Origin of the sequence: Corallibacter vietnamensis, assembly GCF_039537875.1 — a bacterium.
GTDB lineage: Bacteria > Bacteroidota > Bacteroidia > Flavobacteriales > Flavobacteriaceae > Corallibacter > Corallibacter vietnamensis.
The window spans coordinates 1,639,137-1,663,653 of sequence record NZ_BAABBI010000001.1 but is presented as its reverse complement, the minus strand read 5'-3'; the positions used below and the strand labels follow the sequence as shown (position 1 = coordinate 1,663,653).

At 31.8% G+C, this 24,517-nt stretch carries 33 protein-coding genes and 1 pseudogene; 21 read left to right on the top strand and 13 right to left on the bottom strand.

The window, feature by feature from the left end:
- The first annotated feature begins 125 nt into the window (after positions 1–125).
- From ABD690_RS07690 to ABD690_RS07640, 11 genes and pseudogenes are all read left to right on the top strand, one after another.
- Entirely contained in the window at positions 126–971 is an 846-nt protein-coding gene (locus ABD690_RS07690) for a helix-turn-helix domain-containing protein (protein WP_344728984.1), read from the top strand.
- Between the two features lie 69 nt (positions 972–1,040).
- The gene (locus tag ABD690_RS07685; RefSeq protein WP_344728982.1) at positions 1,041–1,574 is read left to right on the top strand and encodes a carboxymuconolactone decarboxylase family protein; all 534 of its coding nucleotides are present in this window, start codon (positions 1,041–1,043) and stop codon (positions 1,572–1,574) included.
- 9 nt (positions 1,575–1,583) lie between these two features.
- Positions 1,584–1,991, top strand: coding sequence for a DoxX family protein (locus ABD690_RS07680; RefSeq protein WP_344728980.1), 408 nt, complete (start codon positions 1,584–1,586; stop codon positions 1,989–1,991).
- On the top strand, positions 1,976–2,386 hold the full coding sequence (locus ABD690_RS07675) for an OsmC family protein (RefSeq protein ID WP_344728978.1): 411 nt from the start codon (positions 1,976–1,978) through the stop codon (positions 2,384–2,386). The genes ABD690_RS07680 and ABD690_RS07675 overlap by 16 nt, the downstream gene beginning before the upstream one ends.
- Before the next feature lie 273 nt (positions 2,387–2,659).
- A complete protein-coding gene (locus tag ABD690_RS07670; RefSeq protein ID WP_344728976.1) occupies positions 2,660–3,163 on the top strand; it encodes a hypothetical protein in 504 nt (167 codons plus the stop codon).
- A 73-nt stretch (positions 3,164–3,236) separates the two neighbouring features.
- Positions 3,237–4,268, top strand: coding sequence for an L-dopachrome tautomerase-related protein (locus ABD690_RS07665; RefSeq protein ID WP_344728974.1), 1,032 nt, complete (start codon positions 3,237–3,239; stop codon positions 4,266–4,268).
- Between the two features lie 91 nt (positions 4,269–4,359).
- Complete coding sequence (locus ABD690_RS07660; RefSeq protein ID WP_344728972.1) at positions 4,360–5,004, top strand: hypothetical protein; 645 nt, start codon at positions 4,360–4,362, stop codon at positions 5,002–5,004.
- An 84-nt stretch (positions 5,005–5,088) separates the two neighbouring features.
- The gene (locus ABD690_RS07655) at positions 5,089–5,214 is read left to right on the top strand and encodes a hypothetical protein (protein WP_344728970.1); all 126 of its coding nucleotides are present in this window, start codon (positions 5,089–5,091) and stop codon (positions 5,212–5,214) included.
- Position 5,215: 1 nt separating this feature from the next.
- Positions 5,216–5,275, top strand: a pseudogene (locus ABD690_RS07650) (CDGSH iron-sulfur domain-containing protein); the annotation flags it as partial.
- Between the two features lie 9 nt (positions 5,276–5,284).
- Positions 5,285–5,647, top strand: a complete 363-nt coding sequence (locus tag ABD690_RS07645) for a DUF1801 domain-containing protein (protein WP_344728968.1) — start codon at positions 5,285–5,287, stop codon at positions 5,645–5,647.
- A gap of 7 nt (positions 5,648–5,654) precedes the next feature.
- Complete coding sequence (locus ABD690_RS07640; RefSeq protein ID WP_344728966.1) at positions 5,655–6,332, top strand: lysoplasmalogenase; 678 nt, start codon at positions 5,655–5,657, stop codon at positions 6,330–6,332.
- A gap of 7 nt (positions 6,333–6,339) precedes the next feature.
- Here the strand turns inward: ABD690_RS07640 and ABD690_RS07635 are convergent, their stop codons facing one another.
- Complete coding sequence (locus ABD690_RS07635) at positions 6,340–7,617, bottom strand: NAD(P)/FAD-dependent oxidoreductase (RefSeq protein WP_344728964.1); 1,278 nt, start codon at positions 7,615–7,617, stop codon at positions 6,340–6,342.
- A gap of 132 nt (positions 7,618–7,749) precedes the next feature.
- Here ABD690_RS07635 and ABD690_RS07630 point away from each other — a divergent pair, with 132 nt between their 5' ends.
- Both ABD690_RS07630 and ABD690_RS07625 read left to right on the top strand, forming a co-directional pair.
- Positions 7,750–8,244 carry an RNA polymerase sigma factor gene (locus ABD690_RS07630; RefSeq protein WP_344728962.1) on the top strand — a complete coding sequence of 165 codons (495 nt, stop codon included), beginning with the start codon at positions 7,750–7,752 and terminating at the stop codon, positions 8,242–8,244.
- Positions 8,245–8,248: 4 nt separating this feature from the next.
- A complete protein-coding gene (locus tag ABD690_RS07625; protein ID WP_344728959.1) occupies positions 8,249–8,890 on the top strand; it encodes a hypothetical protein in 642 nt (213 codons plus the stop codon).
- Between the two features lie 20 nt (positions 8,891–8,910).
- Here ABD690_RS07625 and ABD690_RS07620 read toward each other — a convergent pair whose 3' ends face one another.
- Together ABD690_RS07620 and ABD690_RS07615 are read right to left on the bottom strand one after the other, a co-directional pair.
- Entirely contained in the window at positions 8,911–9,708 is a 798-nt protein-coding gene (locus tag ABD690_RS07620; protein WP_344728957.1) for a lysophospholipid acyltransferase family protein, read from the bottom strand.
- A 51-nt stretch (positions 9,709–9,759) separates the two neighbouring features.
- Positions 9,760–10,401, bottom strand: coding sequence for an NUDIX hydrolase (locus ABD690_RS07615; protein WP_344728955.1), 642 nt, complete (start codon positions 10,399–10,401; stop codon positions 9,760–9,762).
- 36 nt (positions 10,402–10,437) lie between these two features.
- Here ABD690_RS07615 and ABD690_RS07610 point away from each other — a divergent pair, with 36 nt between their 5' ends.
- Complete coding sequence (locus tag ABD690_RS07610) at positions 10,438–11,148, top strand: peptidylprolyl isomerase (RefSeq protein WP_344728953.1); 711 nt, start codon at positions 10,438–10,440, stop codon at positions 11,146–11,148.
- 4 nt (positions 11,149–11,152) lie between these two features.
- Here the strand turns inward: ABD690_RS07610 and ABD690_RS07605 are convergent, their stop codons facing one another.
- Positions 11,153–11,770: a trimeric intracellular cation channel family protein gene (locus ABD690_RS07605; protein ID WP_344728951.1), complete on the bottom strand. Its 618-nt coding sequence runs from the start codon at positions 11,768–11,770 to the stop codon at positions 11,153–11,155.
- A gap of 313 nt (positions 11,771–12,083) precedes the next feature.
- Here ABD690_RS07605 and ABD690_RS07600 point away from each other — a divergent pair, with 313 nt between their 5' ends.
- A complete protein-coding gene (locus ABD690_RS07600; RefSeq protein ID WP_344728949.1) occupies positions 12,084–12,512 on the top strand; it encodes a DUF2141 domain-containing protein in 429 nt (142 codons plus the stop codon).
- Between the two features lie 59 nt (positions 12,513–12,571).
- Here ABD690_RS07600 and ABD690_RS07595 read toward each other — a convergent pair whose 3' ends face one another.
- The gene (locus ABD690_RS07595) at positions 12,572–13,051 is read right to left on the bottom strand and encodes a Dps family protein (RefSeq protein ID WP_344728947.1); all 480 of its coding nucleotides are present in this window, start codon (positions 13,049–13,051) and stop codon (positions 12,572–12,574) included.
- A 104-nt stretch (positions 13,052–13,155) separates the two neighbouring features.
- Here ABD690_RS07595 and ABD690_RS07590 point away from each other — a divergent pair, with 104 nt between their 5' ends.
- Positions 13,156–14,106: a hydrogen peroxide-inducible genes activator gene (locus ABD690_RS07590; RefSeq protein ID WP_344728945.1), complete on the top strand. Its 951-nt coding sequence runs from the start codon at positions 13,156–13,158 to the stop codon at positions 14,104–14,106.
- A gap of 42 nt (positions 14,107–14,148) precedes the next feature.
- Here ABD690_RS07590 and ABD690_RS07585 read toward each other — a convergent pair whose 3' ends face one another.
- The 7 genes from ABD690_RS07585 to ABD690_RS07555 form a co-directional block, all read right to left on the bottom strand.
- Positions 14,149–15,147, bottom strand: coding sequence for a transporter family protein (locus ABD690_RS07585; protein ID WP_344728943.1), 999 nt, complete (start codon positions 15,145–15,147; stop codon positions 14,149–14,151).
- Entirely contained in the window at positions 15,125–16,180 is a 1,056-nt protein-coding gene (locus ABD690_RS07580; protein WP_344728941.1) for a cytochrome-c peroxidase, read from the bottom strand. Before ABD690_RS07580 ends, ABD690_RS07585 begins: the two co-directional genes overlap by 23 nt.
- 66 nt (positions 16,181–16,246) lie before the next feature.
- On the bottom strand, positions 16,247–17,050 hold the full coding sequence (locus tag ABD690_RS07575) for an MbnP family protein (RefSeq protein ID WP_344728939.1): 804 nt from the start codon (positions 17,048–17,050) through the stop codon (positions 16,247–16,249).
- 75 nt (positions 17,051–17,125) lie between these two features.
- Positions 17,126–17,446, bottom strand: a complete 321-nt coding sequence (locus tag ABD690_RS07570) for a hypothetical protein (protein WP_344728937.1) — start codon at positions 17,444–17,446, stop codon at positions 17,126–17,128.
- A gap of 157 nt (positions 17,447–17,603) precedes the next feature.
- On the bottom strand, positions 17,604–17,801 hold the full coding sequence (locus tag ABD690_RS07565; protein WP_344728935.1) for a hypothetical protein: 198 nt from the start codon (positions 17,799–17,801) through the stop codon (positions 17,604–17,606).
- A gap of 125 nt (positions 17,802–17,926) precedes the next feature.
- On the bottom strand, positions 17,927–18,727 hold the full coding sequence (locus ABD690_RS07560; protein ID WP_344728933.1) for a TIGR00266 family protein: 801 nt from the start codon (positions 18,725–18,727) through the stop codon (positions 17,927–17,929).
- Between the two features lie 62 nt (positions 18,728–18,789).
- Positions 18,790–19,242: a DUF4442 domain-containing protein gene (locus tag ABD690_RS07555; RefSeq protein WP_344728931.1), complete on the bottom strand. Its 453-nt coding sequence runs from the start codon at positions 19,240–19,242 to the stop codon at positions 18,790–18,792.
- A gap of 144 nt (positions 19,243–19,386) precedes the next feature.
- On the opposite strand from ABD690_RS07555, the gene ABD690_RS07550 reads away from it, so the two are divergent.
- From ABD690_RS07550 to ABD690_RS07535, 4 genes are all read left to right on the top strand, one after another.
- Positions 19,387–19,833: a DUF4870 domain-containing protein gene (locus tag ABD690_RS07550; protein ID WP_344728929.1), complete on the top strand. Its 447-nt coding sequence runs from the start codon at positions 19,387–19,389 to the stop codon at positions 19,831–19,833.
- Between the two features lie 48 nt (positions 19,834–19,881).
- The gene (locus ABD690_RS07545) at positions 19,882–20,223 is read left to right on the top strand and encodes a PadR family transcriptional regulator (RefSeq protein WP_344728927.1); all 342 of its coding nucleotides are present in this window, start codon (positions 19,882–19,884) and stop codon (positions 20,221–20,223) included.
- Entirely contained in the window at positions 20,220–22,010 is a 1,791-nt protein-coding gene (locus tag ABD690_RS07540) for a PspC domain-containing protein (RefSeq protein ID WP_344728925.1), read from the top strand. The genes ABD690_RS07545 and ABD690_RS07540 overlap by 4 nt, the downstream gene beginning before the upstream one ends.
- 100 nt (positions 22,011–22,110) lie before the next feature.
- Positions 22,111–22,830 carry a head GIN domain-containing protein gene (locus tag ABD690_RS07535; protein ID WP_344728923.1) on the top strand — a complete coding sequence of 240 codons (720 nt, stop codon included), beginning with the start codon at positions 22,111–22,113 and terminating at the stop codon, positions 22,828–22,830.
- 77 nt (positions 22,831–22,907) lie between these two features.
- Here the strand turns inward: ABD690_RS07535 and trxB are convergent, their stop codons facing one another.
- Entirely contained in the window at positions 22,908–23,891 is a 984-nt protein-coding gene (trxB, locus tag ABD690_RS07530) for a thioredoxin-disulfide reductase (RefSeq protein WP_344728921.1), read from the bottom strand.
- A 182-nt stretch (positions 23,892–24,073) separates the two neighbouring features.
- Here trxB and ABD690_RS07525 point away from each other — a divergent pair, with 182 nt between their 5' ends.
- Entirely contained in the window at positions 24,074–24,484 is a 411-nt protein-coding gene (locus tag ABD690_RS07525) for an arsenate reductase family protein (protein WP_344728919.1), read from the top strand.
- The last annotated feature ends 33 nt before the right edge of the window (positions 24,485–24,517 follow it).

The window sequence follows — 24,517 nt, the reverse complement described above, 5'->3', positions numbered from 1 at the left end:
ACTTATTTTCAAAATTTATATATTCAACACTATTATAACCATCAATAACATATAGTACAATATCTTTATTTGTAATTACACATTATAATGCACGACCAATTATTAATAAAAAACAAATTAGATTAATGAATTTTCAAGGCATCAACAATGAATCTATAGAACTAAACATAATAGACAACAAAACCTCTATAACATTTGACAATCATGCATCTTCTTCTTTACAGTTTGTTTGGTTAAAAGGAAAAAATATTGAAACTATATATGAAAACGCAAAACAACCTTTAGAAGACAACACTATTTTATGCCTTACTTCATTTGACAAACTAGACATTATTAATTTAGAATCTGCAAGAGTTATTAAATTTAACCGTGAGTTTTATTGTGTAAAAGAGCACGATAAAGAGGTGAGCTGTAAAGGGCTACTTTTTTATGGCTCTAACCAATTACCATATTTTAAAATTCCTGAAACCGAATTAGATAAATTTGACACGCTCTGGAAAATGTTTCAAATAGAAATGAAATCAAAAGATAGTTTACAACTTGAGATGCTACAGATGATGTTGAAGCGTTTTATAATACTCTCAACACGCATTTATAAATCTCAAATGAATTTTTCAAAACTAAAAGTTAGTGAAGTAGACCTTGTGAGAGAATTTCATTTTTTAGTAGAACAACATTTTAAAACCAAACATTCTGTAAAAGAATATGCCTTATTACTTTACAAATCCTCAAAAACAATAGGCAATATTTTTTCTCAAGTTTCAGACAAAAGTCCGTTACAAATTATTCATGAAAGAATACATTTAGAAGCAAAAAGAATGCTCAGGTATACTGACAAGTCAATTAAAGAAATTGCTTTTGAATTAGGCTTTGAAGACTTACAAACCTTTAGTCGTTTCTTTAAACGAATAGAAAAATTAAGTCCAACAGCCTTTAAAAACATGCCCTTGGGAAAAATTGCTACCTCTTAAGGAATAATAACCTACCGCGACACCTCATTCTTGTTGCAAATTTGCATTGTAATTAAAAAACAAAACAAAATGACAAGATTTAATGTTCCTGCCCGAGGAGATGTATCGGAAAACAATCAAGCAATTTTTGACAACTTAAACAAAGGCTTAGGTTTTGTACCAAATTTATATGCCTATTTTGCTAAAAACGAAACAGCTTTAGGCGATTATTTAACGTTGCAAAACAGAAAAAGCACCTTAAAAACTAAAGAAAGAGAAGTAATAAATCTAATTACCAGCCAGATAAACGGTTGTCGCTATTGTCAATCAGCACATACTGCTTTAGGTAAAATGAACGGTTTCACTGACGATCAAATCATAGAACTACGTAAAGGGAGCGCTTCATTTGACACAAAACTTGATGCTTTAGTAAAGTTTACAGCATCAATAGTTGAAAATAAAGGTCGTGCCACACAAGAGAGTAAAGAAGCTTTTTTTGACGCAGGCTACACAGAGGCTAATTTAATTGATGTCGTTATGGTTGTTGGTGATAAAATAATAAGCAACTACATACATAATTTAGCTGATTTTAAAATTGATTTCCCTTTAGCCCAAGAACTATAAAAAATAACGATGAAGCATTACGGAGATATTATTATTAGAATTGGATTTGGTTTACTCTTCATTTGGGGTGGATTAGAAAAATTTTTTGAAGGATTTTTAGGTGGTGTTGGTCTTGAATATATGGCCGATGTTCTAAAAAAAACAGGATGGCATTTTTTAGGTGATAACGGCACTTTGGTTTTAGCTATTTTTTTAGCTGCAACAGAGCTTGTAGCTGGTATACTATTAATAATTAATAAGAAAATAACTGTGTCATATCTCTACGTATCATTCTTGATGCTAGTCGCTCTGTTAACTGTTCATATACCTTCGGGAAATTGGATGAATAGTATGATACACATAGCATTATTTACATCACTATTAGGTTTAGGTTTAAATACTTTTGAAAAAGAAAAAGCACTATGGCAACAGAAATAAACATCAAAAATATACCTACAGGATACCAGTCTATTATAAGTAATGGTAGACATAGCATTGTAGGAGATGAACCCTTAAAGGCTAAAGGCACAGATTTAGGTATGTCACCTACAGAATTAGTTTTAGCAGGAATATCAATGTGCAAAGTAGCTACAATACGAAATGTAGCAAGACGAAAAAACATTAATATAAGAGATGTAGATGCTGAATTATCTCAAGTGGTAAAACGAAATACTGATGGCAGCTTTACAACAGAAATAAATTCTGCTATTAAAATTGAAGGTGATATATCTGAAGAAGAAAAAACAATGCTTATTTCAGAGGCTGACAATTGTTACGTAACAAGGCTAGTAAGAGGCGAATGGATTATTAATGATTCTAGCACTTTAGCATAACTAAACTAACATAAGCTTTAAAACAGAAATCTATAAGCGGTAGAAGTAAAAACTTCAACCGCTTTTTTAAGTTCATAAACATAACCTAGTGTAAATATTTTTCAGCACCTACAACAAACAACTTACCATAACACCTTGTTAATTGTGTTTAGGTTTAATTTTATTTAACAAAAAGTCATCTCTTATTTGCTATCTTTATTGTTGGGCAATAACCATTTACTATTTTTTATTGCCACTCATTTATGTACAAAAATGTTGTAAAAAATTTAAAGAATGATTAGAATTTACTTCAAATGTTTTATGTTTCTTGTTTGTGCTAGTGGCTTTAGTCAGGATTCAGAAAAAGAAACCAATAAAGAAACAACCAAAGAAAAAAAGCTATATGTAGATGCTTTTAGTTTTCCTGAAGGCATGAATGGAGAAGCTTACAAAGGATTTACATTAAGCTACCCTATTTCTTCAAAACTAGATGCACAATTGGGTGGTATGTATAATAAAACCTTTTCGTCTGAATTGATACGCTCTTCGTTTATGCTAAAATGGTACACTCGTGAAAGTTTGCATTTACGATCAGGTTTGGAGCGAGAATATGAAAGTAATATTTTTTCTAATCAACAATACATAGAAAGGAACCATTTTAATTTAGGAGTTGGCTACAAGTTAAAGCCTGATTTCTCATTGGAGGTAGGTTACAGACAACAAATTAATAGTCCTAGTCAGCAGAAAATTAATTTTCAAGGAAGCAAAAAAGCACTTTCTGTACGCGCAAAGTTTTAATCTTCTTCTATTGTTTATCTTTGTGTAAAAGTTAATACGCTTACTAAACAAAGCCCTAAACCCGTTTAAGAAAATGAAAAACGCCTTATTATTATTTACAATTATATTATTGAGCAACTGCGCATCAAAAGACGTAGAAATAGAAACCGTTGCAAGTTTTAAAGGTCAGCAAGTTACTGGTGTAACAGTAAGTGATAAAGGAAGGATTTTTGCTAATTTTCCCAGATGGCGAGATCATGTAACGCATGCCGTTGTTGAAGTTTTTGACAATGGCGAGTCTGTACCTTTTCCAGATGAATCTTGGAATAGCTGGTCGTTAAATGCAGCTGTGTCTGACAGTGTTTTTATCGCAGTACAATCTGTAGTTGCTCATGAAAACACACTATATGTTTTAGATACAAGGAACCCTTTGTTTAAAGGTGTTATAGACAACCCTAGGATTTTTGCTTTTGACTTACCAACAAAGCAACTAAAAAACACCTATGTTTTATCAGAAAACGCTTTTCATAAAGACTCTTACATTAACGATTTAAGAGTAGATAAAAAACGAGGTAAAATATATGCAACAGATTCAGGGCATGCTGGTTTGGTTGTGATAGATATTAAATCAGGCGACTCATTTAGAGTATTAGATAATCATACCTCAACACTTGCAGAAACTAATGAGTTGACATTTAGTAATGGCGTTTGGAAAAACACAGTGCACTCTGATGGTATTGCATTAGACACAAAAAATGATATGCTATACTATCATGCATTAACTGGATATAATTTGTATGCCATTGCTACAAAACATCTGAAACCCAATAATGAAGAAAACATAGAACTAGAAGTTAAACTCATTAAAAAAACTGCTGCTCCAGACGGAATGATTATTGATGATGCAGGGCGCTTATTTTTTGCTGATTTAGAAAATGACAAAATATTGACATTAAACCTTACGGATGGTAACATAAATGTATTTGCTGAAGGAACTAAAGTAAAATGGGCAGACACTTTTAGCATATACAACAACGAACTTTACTACACAAACTCAAGAATCAATGAGGTAAAAGGCGCTATCAATGATTTAGAATTTAGCATCAATAAAATACCTTTACATTAAGTACTACTTTAATTATCGATACCTCAATATCACAATGAAGTATTTTGTACATTGCTTATCAAACAATACCTAACCATTTATAATTACCGCTATGGAATTTGATAAAAAGTATACCGTATATACTTGGAAAAACTGGATGTATTTACATTGGATTATTAATCCAGGACTTATTATAAACGAACTTATTTTAGGGCAACGAATTCCTAAAATAACGCTTGTAGACAAAACCTCAAACAAGTCAAAACTAGAAAGCTCTTATATTCCATGTCCGCATTGCAATACCATTCATGATGCCAAAACATGGTCTACAACCAATAGAACAGCTTTTAAAAACTGGTTTGGTTTATATTGCCCAAACTGTGATAACATTATTCCGTGCTTAATAAACATATTCTCTTATCTTATTCTGGCAATAACCTACCCTATTTGGGGCTGGTTTAAAAAATCATTAAAAAGCAGTTGGCTAGAAAAGCAGCCTAAACGCTTTAAAAATTTAGATTTAGAAAGTAAACCAAACCCTTTTGCCGGAAAAGGATGGGTAAAAATAGGATTCAGCTGGGGCTTTTTTATGTTTGTTTTTATGACAATTGTATTTCCGTTAAGCCAAGGCGAAGAAATAACATTATTAAAAACGCTAATAGGAATACCTGTTTGGACCATAGGCAGCTTACTATTTGGCTACACGATGAAACTCCTAATGGGAAATCCGCAGAAAAAAAAAGTTAACAATAAGTAAGCAAATAAGAATGCTATGCTGGGAGCATATTTTAAATTTAAAATCAAATCAGTACATTAGGGAATTGATTTTTATTAAAATAAAATGAACCCAAAAGTAGACGCTTTTATAGAAAACAACACCGACTGGCAAAAAGCACTTACTATTTTACGAGACCTAGCGCTAGCATGTGACCTAAACGAAATTTTTAAATGGAAAAGGGTTTCATGATTGTGTTTGTGGGCTTTCTAAAAAAATGCCTATCTGTGATGGGTCTCATAAATATTTATAACTAGCAAATATGGTAAACACAAATTTTTACTTTAGTAAAGAAGAACCCTATAAAAGCTGCTTGCTTGCTATGCGTGATACGCTTCTTAATTACAACACCCATATTACAGAAACCACTAAATATGGCATGCCTTGTTTTTGCTATAAAGGAAAAGCTTTTTGTTACATATGGACAGACAAAAAAACCAAGAACCCATATTACCTTATGGTTGAAGGCAAGCGCTTACTGAATTTACATTTAGAACCTGGTGATCGGGCTAAAATGAAAATACTTCCTATACAACCCGATAAAGATTTACCAATAAAAATAATTAATGCTGTTATGGATGAAGCTATAAGCCTTTATGAAAATGGTACAATAAAAATAAAATAACCAACCAATGCTAACCAAAACCGAAAAGCGATTTACCTTAATATTTATATTACTGCTGATTTTTGAGATTATTACAAGCAGTTATGCCGCTTTAGAAATGCTACATTATTTTGCTAAACCGGCTTTACTACTATCACTTATTATCTTTTTTTGTAAAGAAAGTGCGGCTATAAACAAACCGATAAAAAGACTAACCGTACTAGCGCTGGCTTTTTCGCTTCTTGGAGATATCCTCCTGATGTTTGTACAAATATCACCTCATTTTTTTATGAGCGGTTTAATAGCTTTTTTAATTGCTCATGTTTTTTATGTACTGGTATTTACCAAACAACGAAACCCACAAGCAAAACCAATTAGTTTTGTTTTAGCCTTATTGCTATATGCCTGTGTGTTATTCTACTTTTTAAAACCTAGATTGGGAGATATGCTTATCCCTGTTATTATTTATATGGCTGTAATTTTGAGTATGGCTACAGCCGCTTTTTTACGATTAGGATTTGTTATAAAAACAAGTTTTACATTGGTGTTTTTAGGCGCTATTTTATTTATGATTTCTGATAGCTTACTGGCTTTAAATAAGTTTTACAAACCATTACCTTTATCAAACGTAAGTATCATGTTTACTTATGCTTTTGCACAACTTTGTATTGTATTAGGTTTACTAAAACAGTCTAAAAAGTCTTGAAAGTTATTTATTTAGATTTATGAAAAGGTCTGATAATTAAACGTGCTGCCTTATCAAAATTGATATAATTATACGTCCAGTTAAAGAACACGATAACACGATTTCTAAAACCAACGAGCGACATAAGGTGCACAAACATCCAAACAAACCAAGCAAAGAACCCTCCAAACTTATAAGTCTTTAAATCTACAACAGCTTTATTTCTACCTATAGTTGCCATAGAACCCTTGTCATGATATTTAAATTTTTTCATGGGCTTCCCTTCTATCAGTTTTAAAATATTTTTACCCAATAATTTTCCTTGTTGAATAGCTGGCTGTGCCACTTGCGGATGCCCTTTAGGATATGCATCAGTTTTCATAAGTGCAATATCACCCAAAGCAAAGATGGTATCATACCCTTGTACTTGGTTATACTGATTTACAAGATATCTGTTTGCGCGCTCTACAACAGTACCTTCTTGCAGGCCGCTAACAGGGTTTCCTGTTACACCAGCCGCCCAAATTACCGTTTCAGACTCTAATTTTAAATCGGTGTTTGTAGTAACTTTTAATCCGTCATAATCTTTCACAAACGTGTTACAGTGTACTTTTACGCCAAGCGCTTTTAAGAATTTCTCTGATTTTTCAGATGCTTGCTTACTCATAGGAGGCAAAACTCTTGCGCTACCTTCTAGCAAGTGAATTTGCATATCTGAAGTATTCAAATCATGATAATCTCTTGGTAAGATATTGTTTTTAAGTTCTGCTATAGCTCCTGCCAACTCAACTCCTGTTGGCCCACCACCAACTATCACAAAATTTAAGAGTGCTTCTCTTGCCTCTTTATCATTTGTTATTGCAGCTTTTTCAAAGTTTTGTAATATTAAGCTACGAATATTTAATGCCTGCGGCACTGTTTTCATTGGCATACTATTACTCTCAATAGCTTTATTACCAAAAAAGTTAGTTTTTGTTCCTGTAGCAACTACTAAATAATCGTAAGCAATCTCTCCTATAGACGTTTGTACAACACGAGCCTTATGGTTTATATTGCTGACCTCTGCTAATCTAAAAAAGGTATTCTTTTGCTTTTTTATAATTTTTCGGAGCGGATATGCAATAGAATCAGGTTCTAAACCAGAAGAAGATACTTGATATAATAGTGGTTGAAATGTGTGATAATTATGCTTATCTATTAAAACTACTTGAACAGGTTTATTGGCTAGTTGTTTTACCATGCTAATACCAGCAAAACCTCCACCAATTATAACAACACGTGGATTTTGAGACGCAGGGATATTCATAAAACAGTATAAAAAAATGTGTCTAACAAAGATACGACATACACCTATTAAACCCTATTTTTACATATTATTTATAAGAATATGTAACATTTATTTAAAACAAGCTACTTATATAATAACTAAACCACCAATTTGAGCAAAGAGTTAGAACATAGTTTTGTTGAACAGCTAGAGAAACATCAAAATATTGTGCATAAAGTTTGCAGGCTATACACCAATAACCAACAAGCACACAATGATTTGTTTCAGGAAATTACCATCCAGCTGTGGAAAGCCTACCCTAAATTTAGAGGCGATGCTAAATTTAGTACCTGGATGTACCGTGTTGGGCTTAACACTGCAATAACGCTGTACAGAAAATCAAAACGCCGTATTACAACTCAAGAGTTTGATGCTATTCAGTTTAAAATAAAAGCAGAAGCTTATGATGACACTGAAGAAGAGCAACTGAAACTTATGTATCAAGCTGTGCATCAACTAAACGACATTGAAAAAGCGCTTGTTTTCCTGTATTTGGAAGACAAGAATTATAAAGAAATAAGTGACACATTAGGTATAAGCGAGGTGAATGCACGAGTGAAGATGAATCGCGTGAAAACCAAATTAAAAACCATTTTAAATCCGTAATGCTATGGATGAATTAGATTTATTAAAGAAAGATTGGAAACGCTCTGAAGAAGCATATCCCAAGTTGTCATATAATGATATATATAAAATGATTCTTAAAAAATCATCTTCCATTGTGAAGTGGATTTTTATTATCAGCTTACTAGAGTTTATTTTTTGGACTGTGATATCATTATCCCTAAAAGATTCTAGCAGTATGAAGCACTTTAATGAGCTTGATGCTGATTATATTTTAATTCCGCTTTCTATAATAGGATATATTGTTTTAGGATATTTCTTTTTCTTATTCTTTAAAAATTACAGAACTATTTCGGTTATAGACAATGCCAAAGTTTTAATGGAAAACATTCTTAAGACACGAAGAATTGTAAAGCAATATGTTGCTTTCAACCTTATATTTTTAATAATTTCAACGCTAGTTGTTTTATTTATTGAGTTTGATCAGGACCAACAATTAATCAATAAAATAGAACAAGCATCTGCTAATGGTGAAGCATTTAAATTTTATGCCATGTTTATAATTACCGTTGTTGTTTTCTTGGGAATAGCTGTTGGTGTCTTACTATTATTCTATTGGTTGGTTTACGGTATATTACTAAAACGCCTAAATAAAAACTACCAAGAGCTTAAAAAATTAGAAGTATAAAATTTTATATACTCTTGATGCTACCATCTTCGTTGCTCGTTAAGTTTTTCTTGAGCTTCTAGTTCTTCTTGAGGAATCACTTTTAAAAATGAAGGATGTTGCTCTATGGCGTATTCTATTTTTTCTACAATATCAGCAATAGATTCGTTTTCGTAATCAATATCTAAAGGCTTTTTAATTTCCATAGATTGAAGAATGTTTTTCTTCTTAACACGAAGTCCTTTTTTATCAAAAGAACGTCTAAAACCATCTATAACTATAGGTACTACAACAGGTTGATAATGCTTAATAATATGAGCTGTTCCTTTTCTTATAGGTTTAAAAGGCGTTGTAGTACCTTGTGGAAACGTGATAACCCAACCATCGCTTAGCGCTTTTTTTATATTGGATATATCACTCATTTTTACCTGTCTATTCACATCTTGTCCCGCTGCTCGCCATGTTCGTTCTATACTAATAGATCCTGCATAAGCAAGAATTTTAGGTAACAAGCCTGATTTCATTGTCTCTTTTGCAGCAACATAATATATATTCAACTTGGGGTTCCATAGGTAACCAACATTTTTAATATTATCTTCTCTGTTGCTTAAACTAGCATTAAACACATGAAACATAGCAACTACATCAGCAAAATATGTTTGATGATTTGAGATAAACAACACATTGGTATCAGGTAGATTTCTTATAATATCAGAACCCTCAATCTGTAATTCATTAAAGCCTCTAAAGCGTCTGTGGGTTAAAGTTCCGATAACTCTAATAACCCATTTTTTTATAAAAAGTGAGTGTCCAAAAGGATTTTGTTTAAACAATCCCATATATGCATTTACGTAAATTAGTTAAGCTACAAATGTAATAAATCTGAATCTTTACCAAAGTTGTTTTAACAAGTCTTTTACTTCACTCAACATCATTGCGGTAGCTCCCCAAACAATATGGTTGTTGAGATTAAAGGCAGGAACCTCCACTTTTTTATTATAGGAGGTTGATACAGATTCTGTTATCACATTGTCGTCATTTAAAAAATCTGAAAGGGTAACCTCAACAATATCTTCTACTTCTTCATCTTGTTTTATAAATTTAGGTGTTTTATGAGTGATCCCTAAAAATGGATGCACATAAAAGTTACTTGGCGGTATATAAACTTGAGTTAATTTTTTTAGCACTTTTATATCTTCTATAGGTACACCAACTTCTTCATAAGTTTCTCTTAACGCTGCATGTTCAATAGATTCGTCTAGAAGCTCTAACTTACCACCTGGAAATCCTATTTGAGCAGAATGAACACCTTTGTAGGTTTTACGAAGAATAAGTACCAGCTTTGTTTGATGTTGCAAATCTGGATAAAACAAAGCCATAACACCAGCTGTTTTGGCATGTTTCATTTTATCTTTTTGCATCTCTTGAAGCTTAAGCCTAAATGGTGGTGACATTTTAAACTGGGATGCTTCGGCTGGCAATGGTATATTTTTTACTTTTGAGGTATATTTTAAAAAATCGTCGAAATTCATTTTTATAAGAAATAATTATATCTGCAAAATACATTTATGATACAAAAAATAGCTTTAATAATAATCTGCAGCTTTTTTGTTTTAAGTTGTCAAGATAAACAATCTAAACCAAAAGAAAATCAAATACAATCATCTAAAGTAACAAAAAATAAAAACACAAAAGCAGATACAATAGCTGATAAAAAACCAGAGTTTCCTTTTCTTACTGATAGTTTGGCGATGGAATTCTTTTTAGAATACGAAAAAACACACAAAGAGAATAAAGTTAGAATTACGACCAAATTTGGTGACATAGACATTTTGCTTTATGATAAAACCAAATTTCATAGAGCCAATTTTATTTACTTAACAAAGCGCGGATATTTTGATAACACTCAATTTTATAGAGTTATAGACAATTTTATTATACAAGCAGGGAATACTGATGATCCTAAAGTAAAACGCAAACGAGGTAAAATAGGACGATATTTACTACCTAAAGATACCAAGCGTGGTTACAAACATGACAGAGGTGCTGTAAGTATGCCTAGTAGCGACATAGAAAACCCCTATAAACTAGCATCGCCTTATGAGTTTTTTATTGTACAACAACAAGGTGGCGCACATCATCTAGATGGTGATTACACTATTTTTGGTACCGTAATTAAAGGAATGGATGTTGTTGATGAAATTGCCAAACAAAAAACGGATGATGGTGACTGGCCGTTGAGAAACGTGTATATACAAAAAGTTGAAATTATTGAATAACCTGTTAGTTAAAGGTTTCATCATCGTCATACAAACTAGGCAAGCTTATTTTAAATCTTACTGCTAGTAAGCGTATTACAATAACAACAATACCAGAAATTATAAACACCACATTATAATCTAGTGGAAATTTACGTAAAATAAAGTATGACAAACCACCGATAATACAGGCTGTTGCATAAATTTCTTTTCTAAAAATCACAGGGATTTCATTACATAATATATCACGAATTACACCACCAAAACAAGCTGACATAGTTCCTAAAGCGATACAAATTATTGGATGCAACTCTGCATTTAAGCCTTTTTCAACTCCTACAATGGTATATAATCCTATTCCTATTGTGTCAAATAAGAGTAATGACGTTCTTAAATAATCTAATTTTCTTCTAAAAAGAACTGCAAATATTGTAGATGCAAGTATGACATATACGTAAGTCATATTTTTCATCCAGGTTACTGGAGTTTCTCCTATTAAAATATCTCTTAAAGTACCGCCACCAACAGCCGTTACAAAAGCAATAATAAGAATCCCAAAAGGATCCATACGTTTACTAAAAGCAACCAACACTCCAGAAATTGCAAATGCAATAGTTCCTAAAATATCAATGGTATAAAACATAGTTTAATGAGTTTGGATATGATTATATGCCGAATAAAAACTGTTTAATAACTTTCTTAAACATTGAAAGATAATAAAATTGCAATTATAGCATTTTTAGATACCAATAAAGCCTTATTGAGTAGATCTTTTTTTTCAAATTCTTAAAACCTTAATTGTGCTAATTTTAATTTTTATGCCCTCTCATTTTAAGCTAATTATAAAAATTAAACAGTTCATCCTGTAAATTTTACAGTTTGGTTCTTTTTATTTCCTTGCTACTTGTTTTGTATAGATATTTGTCCTGTATTAATCAAAAAACAATCTTACATTTATGAAAACACTAGCCATTACATTAGCACTTGCATTATCAAGTTTTATTTGCAACGCACAAAAAAATGACACATTAGCAACTTATACCATTACGGTAAAAATAAACAACACCCTAAATAATAACGGTCATATGCTGATTGGTCTTCATACAACAGATACCTTTATGAAAACGAAAGGTATACAAAATTCAAAAGCCGAGATAAAAGACGGTAAAGTTGAAGTAACTTTTAAAGATGTTGTTCCTGGTGAATATGCTGTTATGGTTTTGCATGATGAAAATGATAATAACCGCATGGACTTTGAAAGTAATGGAATGCCTAAAGAGTCATATGGTATATCTAATAACCCAATGCTTTTTGGACCTCCTACTTTTAGTGACGCAGCCTTTAAGGTTACTAATGAAAACATTGATATGATTATCAGGTTATAAGAATCTATAAAAAAAGCGACTCAATTGAGTCGCTTTTATCGCTATTAACCACTGTTTTTCTAGACTGTTTCGCCCAACCAAGCTTTCATCATCCAAACAGTTTTTTCTTGTTCAGTAATAAAATCACTCATCATAGAGTTTGTACCTTCATCATTGGCATCATCTGATTTATCTAATATAGCACGCTCTATTTTTAATAACTCTGTTAAAGATTCTACTATTAGGTTTACTGCTTTTTCATCTTGAGAAATATTTTTTCCTACAGGCACTTTTGCTGCATTGGTATAATCTTCAAAAGTGTGTAACGGTGTAACTCCTAATGTTAAAATACGTTCGGCTATTTCATCAACCTTAACATTGGCATCAGTATAAAGTTCTTCAAACTTTACATGTAAATCAAAAAAACGCTTTCCTTTTATATTCCAATGAATACCGCGTAAATTTTGATAATATATTTGAAAATTAGCTAATAACGTATTTAAATCGTTTGCTAACTCTTTTGTCATTTCTGTATTTAATCCTATACTATTTAGTGTCATAATTTGTTTGTTATTTTGTTTAGTACAAATTTATTTTATTATTAACACTTCTATGCATAAGTTTTATTGATAGTTTTTATATTTTTATAATCTAAATTGATACCATGACAATAACACAATTGTACTATGTTTTGGCTGTAGCCGAAAACAAAAACTTTACTAAAGCAGCAGAAAAATGTTTTGTTACCCAACCAACGTTAAGTATGCAGATTCAAAAACTAGAAGACGAATTAGATATCTTGATTTTTGATAGAAGTAAAAAACCTATAGAACTCACAGAGGTTGGTAAAAAAATAGTAACTCAAGCTAAAAATATTGTAAATGAATCCTATAGAATTCAGGATATTGTTGACCAGCAAAAAGGATTTATAGGTGGCGAATTTAAGCTAGGTATTATTCCTACTATTATGCCTACGTTATTACCTATGTTTCTGAAAACTTTTATAAAAAAGTATCCGAAAATTAAATTAAAAATAGAAGAGCTTACCACTGAAGAAATTATTGCGAGAATTAATGACGGGCATCTTGATGCTGCAATAGCTGCTACGCCTTTGGAGCATGACACAATAAAAGAACGTGTGCTATACTACGAACCCTTTGTTGGTTATATTCCTGAGCATCATAAATTACATAATAAACAAAAAATAAATATTTCTAATTTAGATATAGACGATATGCTTTTGCTTGAAGATGGGCATTGTTTTAGAGAAGGTATTATAAATTTATGCAAAGCGTTTAAAAACCAAGTAGATGAGCAATTTCAATTAGAAAGTGGTAGCATAGAAACGCTAATTAAGCTATCAGACGAAGGTTTAGGCATGACGCTTTTACCCTATTTACACACATTAGATTTAAGTGAAAAAGCTAAAGGAAATTTACATCACTTTGAAGAACCAAGCCCAGCGAGAGAAGTAAGCATTATTTATCATAAAAGCGAATTGAAAATGCAAATTATAAATGCTCTTTATGATGTAATTTCTAGCATTATTCGTGGCGCTATTGCTTTTCAAAATGTAAAAATAATTAGTCCGTTACCAAACAAAAACTCCCACTAATTAAAACAATTAGCGGGAGTTTCTCTTCTTTAAATTATTATGCTATAATGCGTAATTAAGATAAATAGAAAAACGTTGTTTAGACTCTACATTATCACCAAATAATTCTTGTGATAATGGTAAGGTATAATTTGCTCCTAAAATAAATCGTTTTGTAGCAACTTCTACCCCAAAACTTGAGTTTACAATATAACCATCAGTATCTGTCAGCGTTTCGTTATACTGTTTTATTGAATCATAAACATCACCTGACACTCCAGCAAAAGGCATAACATTAAAAGATGTAAACGGAAATGCATAATATGCATTTAACGCATAACTAAACTGATTACCAAACTGGTAATCGTTCTTATTTTCTCCTTTAAAGTAATAGGTAGCTAATGTGTTTATGCCAAATCTATCTAGCCCTAAATTATAACCAAGAGCAGCAATACCATCAAAACTTCCTGTTCCTAATTGAAACCCTGGGTTGATTCTGTTTGTCAGTCTCTGTTCAAACTCACCTGTTGGCAATTTTAACCCTAATCCAAACTGAAATGAATGCGGTGATTTCTCTTGCGCAAGGTTATTGTAGTCTACATTTTCAGAATCGGTTTCACGTTTTTTATTAAACTGAAGTTTGTACCACGCAATTACATTCATATCACCCAAACCATTTATGTGCTCTTCTCTATCAGTATATACTCTTCGCAAATCTTGATAAGGTATTGTTGTACTTACATAAAAAGATTTGTAAACAGGTATTTGAGCCCAAGCTTGATACGTGTTAAATTGCTCTTTAATAATTGGTGAATTGGCATAAATACCATTTCTTGATTCAAAGTTTTGGTATATATACCTCACGCCAAAAAAATTAGCATTACTTAATGTACCAAAACCAAAACTACCGCTGCTTGTAGAACAACCACATAAATCACATGCAAATTGAAATTCATAATACTTGTGCGGTGGTTGTCCTGAATGTGCTTGTATTGTAAAATTGCATATCAAAAATAGTATGCCGAATACAAGTTTGTATTTAATATTCTGAAAAACGTTCATCGTTTAAAAATTCATTATCTGTTAGTGTTTTTAAGAAAGCTATTAAACTTTCTTTTTCATAATTAGAAAGCGAGATACCATAGGTACCATCGTTTCTCAATAAAATTGGATCTACATTGCCATTATCTACCATACCTGAATCATAAAAATCAAGCACTGCTTCTAGTGATGCAAAACGTCCATCATGCATGTAAGGAAAAGACTTTTCTACATTTCTTAAGCTAGGTACTTTAAATTTGTATAAATCGTCTGGGTTTTCAAAAACCACATACCTACCTTGATCGTTGAGTTGTGGGTTTACTGGCAATCCATTATTTCTATATTCCTGATTTGTAAATAAGGCTGTTGCATGACAGCTTATGCATTTATCTTGAAACGTATTATAACCATCTAACTCTAATGCGGTAAATGTAACCTGATCTTCTGCTCTAATATATTTATCATATTTAGAATTTGAAGAAATCATGGTTATCATAAATTGCGATAACGCTTTAAGCATATTTGAGCTATTTATTTTACCGTCTTCAAATGCTCTTATAAAATCTTGTTTGTATTGAACATCAGCTTGTAATTTACTAACTACATTGCTTAATGTTTCTCCCATTTCTAAATCACTTGTTAATGGAATAATAGGCTGTAAATCCAGATGCGAAGCAGCTCCATCCCACATAAATTCATTTTGAAATGCCAAATTTTGCATTGGTTGAGAGTTTCTAAACCCAATACCTCCATTTACACCATGGCTTAGTGTGTGCCCGTGATGTGTAAAAGCAAAAGCTTGCTCATGACAAAATGCACAAGGAATAGAGTTGTTTGCAGATAGTCTTCCGTCATAAAACAACTTTTTTCCTAAAGCAACACCAGCTTCTGTAGGCGGATTAGCTTCTAAATTATAAGCTATTTCTGGAAAATTATCAGGTTTTTCAATACTTACTGGAATAGGTTCGTATGCTGCTTGTGGTATGCTTGTTTCATCTTTATCACAAGAAAAAAACAACAATACCAATACCAGTATAATGTGTATTATTTTCATCAACTATATATTTAAGATTAAAAAAAACAGGAATACTTATGTGTATTCCTGTTTTTCTTGAAAATATTACTCATTGTGTACGTGGTGTACAACAAACATTTTACTTATGTTATTAGCTATTACCGAAGTTGTTTCAGAGTCTGTATGCACCTGACTATAACCTTCTTCAAAATTTACTGAAGTTTCTCCATCAAAAACTTTAGAGATGTCTGCTTGTACATGAATTTGAGGTTCAACTCCTGGACGAACTCTTACAGTATTTGGAAACGGTAGCGTTACTTCTCTGTAGTTATCTAAATCTGTACCAACACTTCCCATGTGAACATTTAATGCACCATCTGTAGTTACTGCTGATGAATACGTACCATCAAACCTTGTAAAACGGTAGCCTGTTGCCCAAGACCAAAGCATACCTTCTTCTTGAGCGACTTCTAAAAAGTCTCCTTGCCCTTCAGCTCCTAATGCGTAACGTTCCTGATCTATTCCTACACCAAAAGTTAACTCGGTGTAATTTGCAGCATCAACATTGTTTAATGTAATATAGATTTCACCTGCGTTATTTGCATCAGCTTCATCTACAATAAAGATGTTTTCGTCATAAGGGTATACATACTCAATTCCGTTAGCATCTTTTAATTTGACATTACTTATTAAGTATTTTAAACTTTCTAATTTATAAGACTCGCCATTTGATTTGTTATAGTTTACACCAAAAATAAAGTCTTGGTCACCTACTCCGTTATCAAACTTGATTACGACATCTCCTTTTTGACCTACTAAACTTGTTGCTAATAAAGCGTCATCATCTGATGAACATGATAATATAGTTATTGCTAGCATTAACGTAAATGCTAATTTTAAAATTTTCATTTTTATGTTATTTTAATTTAATATTAGGGTATGCTTCATGGCAAGTACCAAAAAGCCTTGTAAAAAAACTAGATATTAAATTAAACGCTGCGGTGGTTTATATTGGCTTTCGCCTTTTAAGAAGAAATAATTATTAAAATACCCATCAACAATATGTTTTGATATTGTTAGCTTGGGTTTTTTAGGTAATATATATGTTTGTATCTGATTAAAAACAGGTAAGAAACCTTCAAAAACAGCTATACTATTAAGCTCGTTTTCATCTTCAGAGTTTTGAGTTTCTAAATTAAGTTGCTTTGCTAAATGACATTTACCATTACACTTTAGTTCTGGCTTATCAGTATTTATACAATACGTTTTTATGATGTAGTCTATATTTAGCTCATAATAAGCCATTTGTCCTAAATAATAAATAGGACGCAGCGAAAGCGCTAATAAAAACGTTATTGCGATTATTCTTTTCAGAAGAAAAATATTTTTGCAAAGATACTTCTAAAACATTTTACATTCAAGTAAAAAACTAAAAAAGCGACTCTAAAAGAGTCGCTTTTTTTTATGGTTTTAAATAGATTAGACATTGATTTAATTCTGGGTTTTGCTGCACAAGTGATTGAACATAAATCTTGAGCTCTTCAATTTCGTAGGGTAATAATCTTTGAAGGGCTTTTTGTACTTCTTTGCAAAACAACGTAGCATCGAAACTTACTTTATTAAGTACAGTTTTAGTGTACTCAAACATTGCTCTTGCCATATTAATTTTAAGGTTATAGTTAGGTAGTTTTTAATATAAGCTTTGTTTTATTGTTTGCTTAAAAATACTAAAAAAAAGGATTAGATTTTTATTTAAACAAAACTTTAACAAGAAAAAATTAGTGTTTAAAATCTGTTATCTCCATCTAGTAAATCTCCTAGTCCGCCTAAAATACTTCCTTCTCCTTTATCTTTTCCTCCAGAACGTGGTGCCGATGCCAAAACACGATCTGCTAGTCTACTAAATGGTAGTGATTGTATATAAACAGTTCCAGGACCTTGAAGCTTTGCAAAGAATAATCCTTCTCCTCCAAAAATGGAATTTTTAATACCTCCTACAAATTCTATATCATAATCTACATCTTGTGTAAAACCTACAATACAACCAGTATCTACTCGTAAAGTTTCTCCTGCTTGCAATTCTTTTTTAGCCATTGTTCCGCCTGCATGCACAAATGCCATGCCGTCTCCTTCTAATTTTTGCATAATGAAACCTTCGCCACCAAACAGCCCACGACCTAAACGTTTACTAAACTCAACACCAACACTTACACCCTTTGCAGCGCATAAAAAGGCATCTTTTTGGCAAATAAACTTACCACGAAATTCTGTTAAATCTATTGGCACTATTTTTCCTGGATATGGTGACGCAAAACTTACGTTTCTTTTTCCTGAAAGCTCATTGTAAAAAGCTGTCATAAATAAACTTTCGCCTGTAAGAATACGTTTTCCTGCTCCTAAAATAGAACCTAAAAATCCTTTGTTCTTTGAAGAACCATCTCCAAAAATAGTTTCCATCTTTATACCATCATCCATCATCATAAAGCTTCCAGACTCTGCAATTACACCTTCTTGAGGGTCTAATTCAATTTCAACAAACTGCATTTCTTCTCCGTAAATTCTGTAATCTATTTCATGTGCTGTCATAATTATATATTTATTTATTGATTGATGTATATAGGTTTCTTTTTTATTGTTTTTGTTACAAATCACTTAACTTTTATACTCCATTCAAAATAAAATGTTGAGACTTCAACATTATCTTGATTTACGCCAATTGATTTCATCCAGAAGGTCTGACCTTCTCCTGTTTTTATTGCTTTATCAATAGCTTCGTTTATTAAATCACCGTCATTGCACGTAAACGTAATACGTCCGGTTGCTTTTTTTGTAAACGTAGCTTTATTATTAGCTACAAGCATTGATATATTTTTACCACTTGACTTAATTTTACCTAACACTAAAGCTCCAGTAGTCAATTCAGCAGCCATTCCTTGTACGGCCCAAAAAAGAGATTTAAATGGATTTTGATTAATCCAACGATGTTTTACTGTAACAACACAGCGTTGCTCTGTAATAGTTTTTACTCGTATTCCTGTAAAGTAAACTGCCGGTAATTTATAGAGATTAAACAAGTTAATCTTTCTTGGTGTAAGTTTCATTTAGCCTGTATTATTTCCTTAAAAATAGATAAAATATTCTATTTTCAATATGTTAATATTATGTTAATTTTAAGTACTTTGTATTGCATAATACCTTTTTTTAAACATATATTTGCATAAGAAACTATTATATACTTTTAAAAAATGATAGATAATCACCAAAAAAACATAGCCACATTTATTCATTTATCTAGCTTTTCTAGGTTTATTATTCCGTTAGGAAATTTTATTGGACCAATTATTTTATGGGTTGCTAATAAAGATAAATCTGAATTTATTGATACGCATGGAAAACAAATAATTAATTTTCAAATAAGTATACTGCTATACGCTTTGGTTTTAGGAATGATAACCGTTCCATTATTCTTATTAAGCTTTTTTAATGGGTTTGACTTTATAGATGTAGATGCTTTTAATAGTGTAAGCATAAGTTTAAACAAACCTTCACCTTTGCTTTATGTTTCTGGTGGTTTAGGTTTTTTAACTGTCATAGGTTTCATTTTAGAGCTAGTATTAATAGTTAAAGCAAGTTTAACAGCCAAGGAAGGCTCACTATATAAATATCCGTTTACAATCAATTTCATCAAATAATCAATCAATCAAAAAATGAACAGTTTCACAATTAAATCGAATTAGAACATGAAGATAGAAAACACAAAAGCACAAATGCGAAAAGGTGTTTTAGAATACTGCATATTATCCATCTTAAAAGATGATGATGCATATGTTGCAGAAATTTTGGAAACCTTAAAAGATGCAAAAATGCTTGTGGTAGAAGGAACCATTTACCCTCTACTAACACGACTTAAAAACGCCGGACTTCTCAATTATAGATGGGAAGAATCTACTTCAGGACCGCCAAGAAAATATTACGGCTTAACAGAAACAGGAAAACTGTTTCTTAACGAACTTAACACCACTTGGAGTGAATTACAAAATGCAGTTAACATAGTAACCAGACAAAAAAACACAAAAAAATGAATAAAACAGTCAACATAAATTTAGCAGGTATATTTTTTCATATAGATGAAGATGCATACTTAAAATTACAACGCTATCTTGAGGCTATAAAACGTTCATTTACAGACTCTCAAGGTCGATCTGAAATCATATCAGACATTGAAGCTAGAATTGCTGAACTTTTTAACGAACGTGTTCAAAATGAAAAGCAAGTTATTTCAATAAAACAAGTAGACGAAGTTATTGCCATAATGGGACAACCTGAAGACTACCTTGTTGATGATGAAATCTTTGAAGATGAGCCAAAAACCACTTACAAGAGTCAGCGTTCTGCATCAAAAAAACTTTTTAGAGACACAGACAACTCTTATATAGGTGGTGTTGCTTCTGGTTTAGCTCACTATTTAGGCATTGATGCTATTTGGGTACGTTTACTATGGTTATTGCTTGCTATAGGTTCTGGAGGAACATTTATTTTTATCTATGTTTTATTTTGGATATTAGTACCAGAAGCACTTACCACTGCTGATAAGCTTACTATGACTGGAGAACCAGTGAATATAAGTAACATTGAAAAAAAAATTAAAGACGGGTTTGAAAATGTATCACAAACAGTATCTGATACTGTAAAAAACATAGATTTACCTAAACAAGGAGAAAGAATAAAATCTACCTCTAAAGGTTTTTTTGACACCATAGGAGACATCATAATGTTTTTCTTGAAAGTTTTTGCCAAGTTTATAGGCATTATCTTAATCATGGTAGGTGCAGGTACACTTATAAGTCTTATTATAGGATTATTTACAGTAGGTATTACAGATATTGTACATATTCCTGGTTTTGACTTTGTTGATGCCGCCAACGCAGCCGATACACCTGTTTGGTTTATTTCACTCCTACTATTATTTGCTGTTGGCGTTCCTTTTTTCTTTGTATTCTATTTAGGATTAAAAATATTGGTAAACAACCTTAAATCTATAGGTAATGTAGCTAAATTCTCTTTATTAGGTTTATGGATAATGGCAATTATTGGACTCATTATTGTTGGCGTAAGACAAGCTAGCGAACATGCCTATGATGCCAGTGTAACACATAAGGAAGAACTTTACATTACAGCAAAAGACACCTTGCATATAAAAATGGTTGATAATGAAAATTATTTTAAGTCTCATGGTAGATACTACAGAAATAATGGCTATAGAATTGTTCATGATGACAACAATGAAAAAGTAATTTTAACATCAGACATTAGATTAATTGTTCGTTCTACAAAAGACTCACTTGCATCTATTCATATAGAGAAAAATGCTGAAGGTAGAAGCTATCAAATTGCTAGAAATAGAGCCGAAAACATTACGTACAATTACGCGCTAGTTGGTAATGAATTACAGTTAGAAAGTTATTTAATGACTGCATTCAACAATAAGTTTAGAGATCAACAAGTAGAAATAACGTTATACCTACCTATTGGATCAACTTTATATGCTGATGAAAACACCTATAGTTTTCACAGAAACTCTAGCTATTACAATGATATTTTAGATAATGGTATGGAATCTCACTATCTAAAGGTATTAGACGGCAGTTTACTTTGTGAAAATTGTCCAGCTGATGAAGATGATGATTTTAAAGTTCGCGTAAACGTAGGCAATAAAGAATCACATATCAAAATAAACGATGAAGGTCTAGAAATACAATCAAAAGATTCTAGCCTTGAAATTAACAACAACGGAATAAACGCAAAAGACGATGACGTAAATGTTAACATTGACGATAATGGTATTGAAATAACTACAGATAACAATTAACAACAACTCATCAATGCTATATAACAATTCAGAAAATCAAACTTTAAAAAAATAATATAAGTTAAGATATTTAAACCATCAATCAAAAAAACAATCAATCATGACAACCATCACCAAAATTATTATATCAATTGCCTTATCACTTATGGTATTATCATGCCAATTTGATATAAATAGCGTTCATGGTAACGGTAATGTTACTACCAGCAATCGTTCTATAAATAAAAGCTTTAACAAAATTAAAGCTAGTCGCGGATTAGATGTTTATCTAACACAAAGCAATGATGAAAGTGTTTCTGTTGAAGCCGATGAAAACCTTCAAGAAATCATTATTACTGAAGTAGAAAATGACGTCTTAAAAATTTATGCTAGCGAAAATATTGGTCAGGCATCAGCAAGAAAAGTGTTTGTAAATTTCAAAAACATTTCGGCAATAAAAGCTAGTAGCGGTAGTGATGTTTTTTCAACCAATACAATTATTGCTAACGATTTAGAACTTGCTTCTACCAGCGGTAGCGACTTAATACTAGATGTAAAAGCAAAAACCATAGACTGTAAATCATCTAGTGGTAGTGATCTAGAATTGTCTGGAACTGTAGATCACTTGATAGCTCAAGCTTCAAGTGGTAGTGATATTGAAGCTAGCGAGTTAAAATCAATAACATCTACAGTAAAAGCAAGTAGCGGTGCAGAAATTGTTGTAAACACAAGTAAAGAACTCATAGCAAAAGCTTCAAGCGGTGGTGACGTAACTTATTACGGAAACCCTGACCGTGTTGATAAATCTGATGGTGTTTCTGGTTCAATTACCAAACAATAACTTAATCTATAATAACCAACCAATAAAAAACCCGAAGCATTTAGCTTCGGGTTTTTACCTTTAAAAAGAAATATTTTTTAATTGTATGTAGAAGTACTTACTTCAAAACCTGCATCTTTTGCTGCTAAATAGCGTTCTGCATCAAGTGCTGCCATACATCCTGTTCCTGCTGCTGTGATTGCTTGTCTATAAACATGATCTGCTGCATCACCACTTACAAAAACACCTTCTACATTGGTTTTACTTGTTCCTGGTACTGCATTTATTATATATCCTGTTGCGTCAAGATCTAAATAGTCTTTAAAAACGTCAGTATTAGGTTTATGTCCAATAGCAACGAAAAAACCAGTAGCTGGTATTTCGTGCTTTTCATTTGTTTGGTTATTAAATACTCTAACACCAGTTACAACTTGACCATCTCCTAAAACCTCATCAGTTTCAGTATTATAAAGTATTTCAATATTTTCAGTATTTTGTACACGAGCTGCCATGATTTTTGAGGCTCTAAACTCATCGCGTCTTACCAACATAGTTACTTTTTTACAAAGTTTAGATAAGTAATGTGCTTCCTCACAAGCAGAGTCTCCTGCTCCAACTATAACTACTTCTTGATTTCTATAGAAAAATCCGTCACAAACGGCACAAGCTGAAACGCCACCACCTAGCTTTAAATATTTTTGTTCAGACTCTAATCCAAGATATTTAGCTGATGCTCCTGTTGAAATAATGACTGTATCACAATGAATTTCTTTTGTATCATTTACCCAAACCTTATGTACATCACCAGAAAAATCTACTTTGGTAATCCAGCCATCTCTAACATCGGTATTGAAACGCTCTGCTTGTTTTTGTAACTGTATCATCATTTCTGGCCCTGTTATTCCTTCTGGGTATCCAGGAAAGTTTTCTACTTCATTAGTGGTTGTTAATTGTCCTCCTGGTTGAGATCCTTGATATAAAACAGGATTCATATTGGCTCTAGCTGCATAAATAGCTGCAGTATATCCTGCAGGTCCAGAACCTATTATTAAGCATTTTACTTTTTCAATTGTATCTGACATAATTATCTTTTGCGTTATTAATCATAACAAAAGTAGGTTTTTTAACTAAAAACTTACAGATTAGTTATTAACAGTTGTTATGATGCTATTTACATTTTCTATGTTCAATAATTTAAAATAGTTTTAACTATACGTCCTAGGTATTATACGTATTTTAGTAAAAACCACAACACAAAAAAGCAATGACTGTGATTTCAAAAAATAGCAAAACCAATAAAATTTTTTATAATTCAGAATCTACCATAGGCAAACAAACTTTAGGATATCTAAACGGATCTTTCAAAAGCTTACTCTCAATTGATGTCACAAAAACCAAAGTAACTGGCACGCAATGGAAAGAACTTGCTGATGGCTTAAATATGTCTTTAGAAGATTTAACAGATAAAAACCATCCTGAATTTAAAAAACATTACGACAAGCATTTATCACTTGATGAAACAGATTGGATTAAAGTACTAAATGCTCACCCTGAAGTACTAAAGAATCCTATTATAATTCTAGGTGAAAAATATTATAAAATTGAGAATCCTTCTGATGTTGAAAAGTTATTAGAACCCAATAGTAAAGGCATTGACGAGAAGAAGCATATTTAAAATTATAAGGACTCAAAAATTATAAAAAACGAC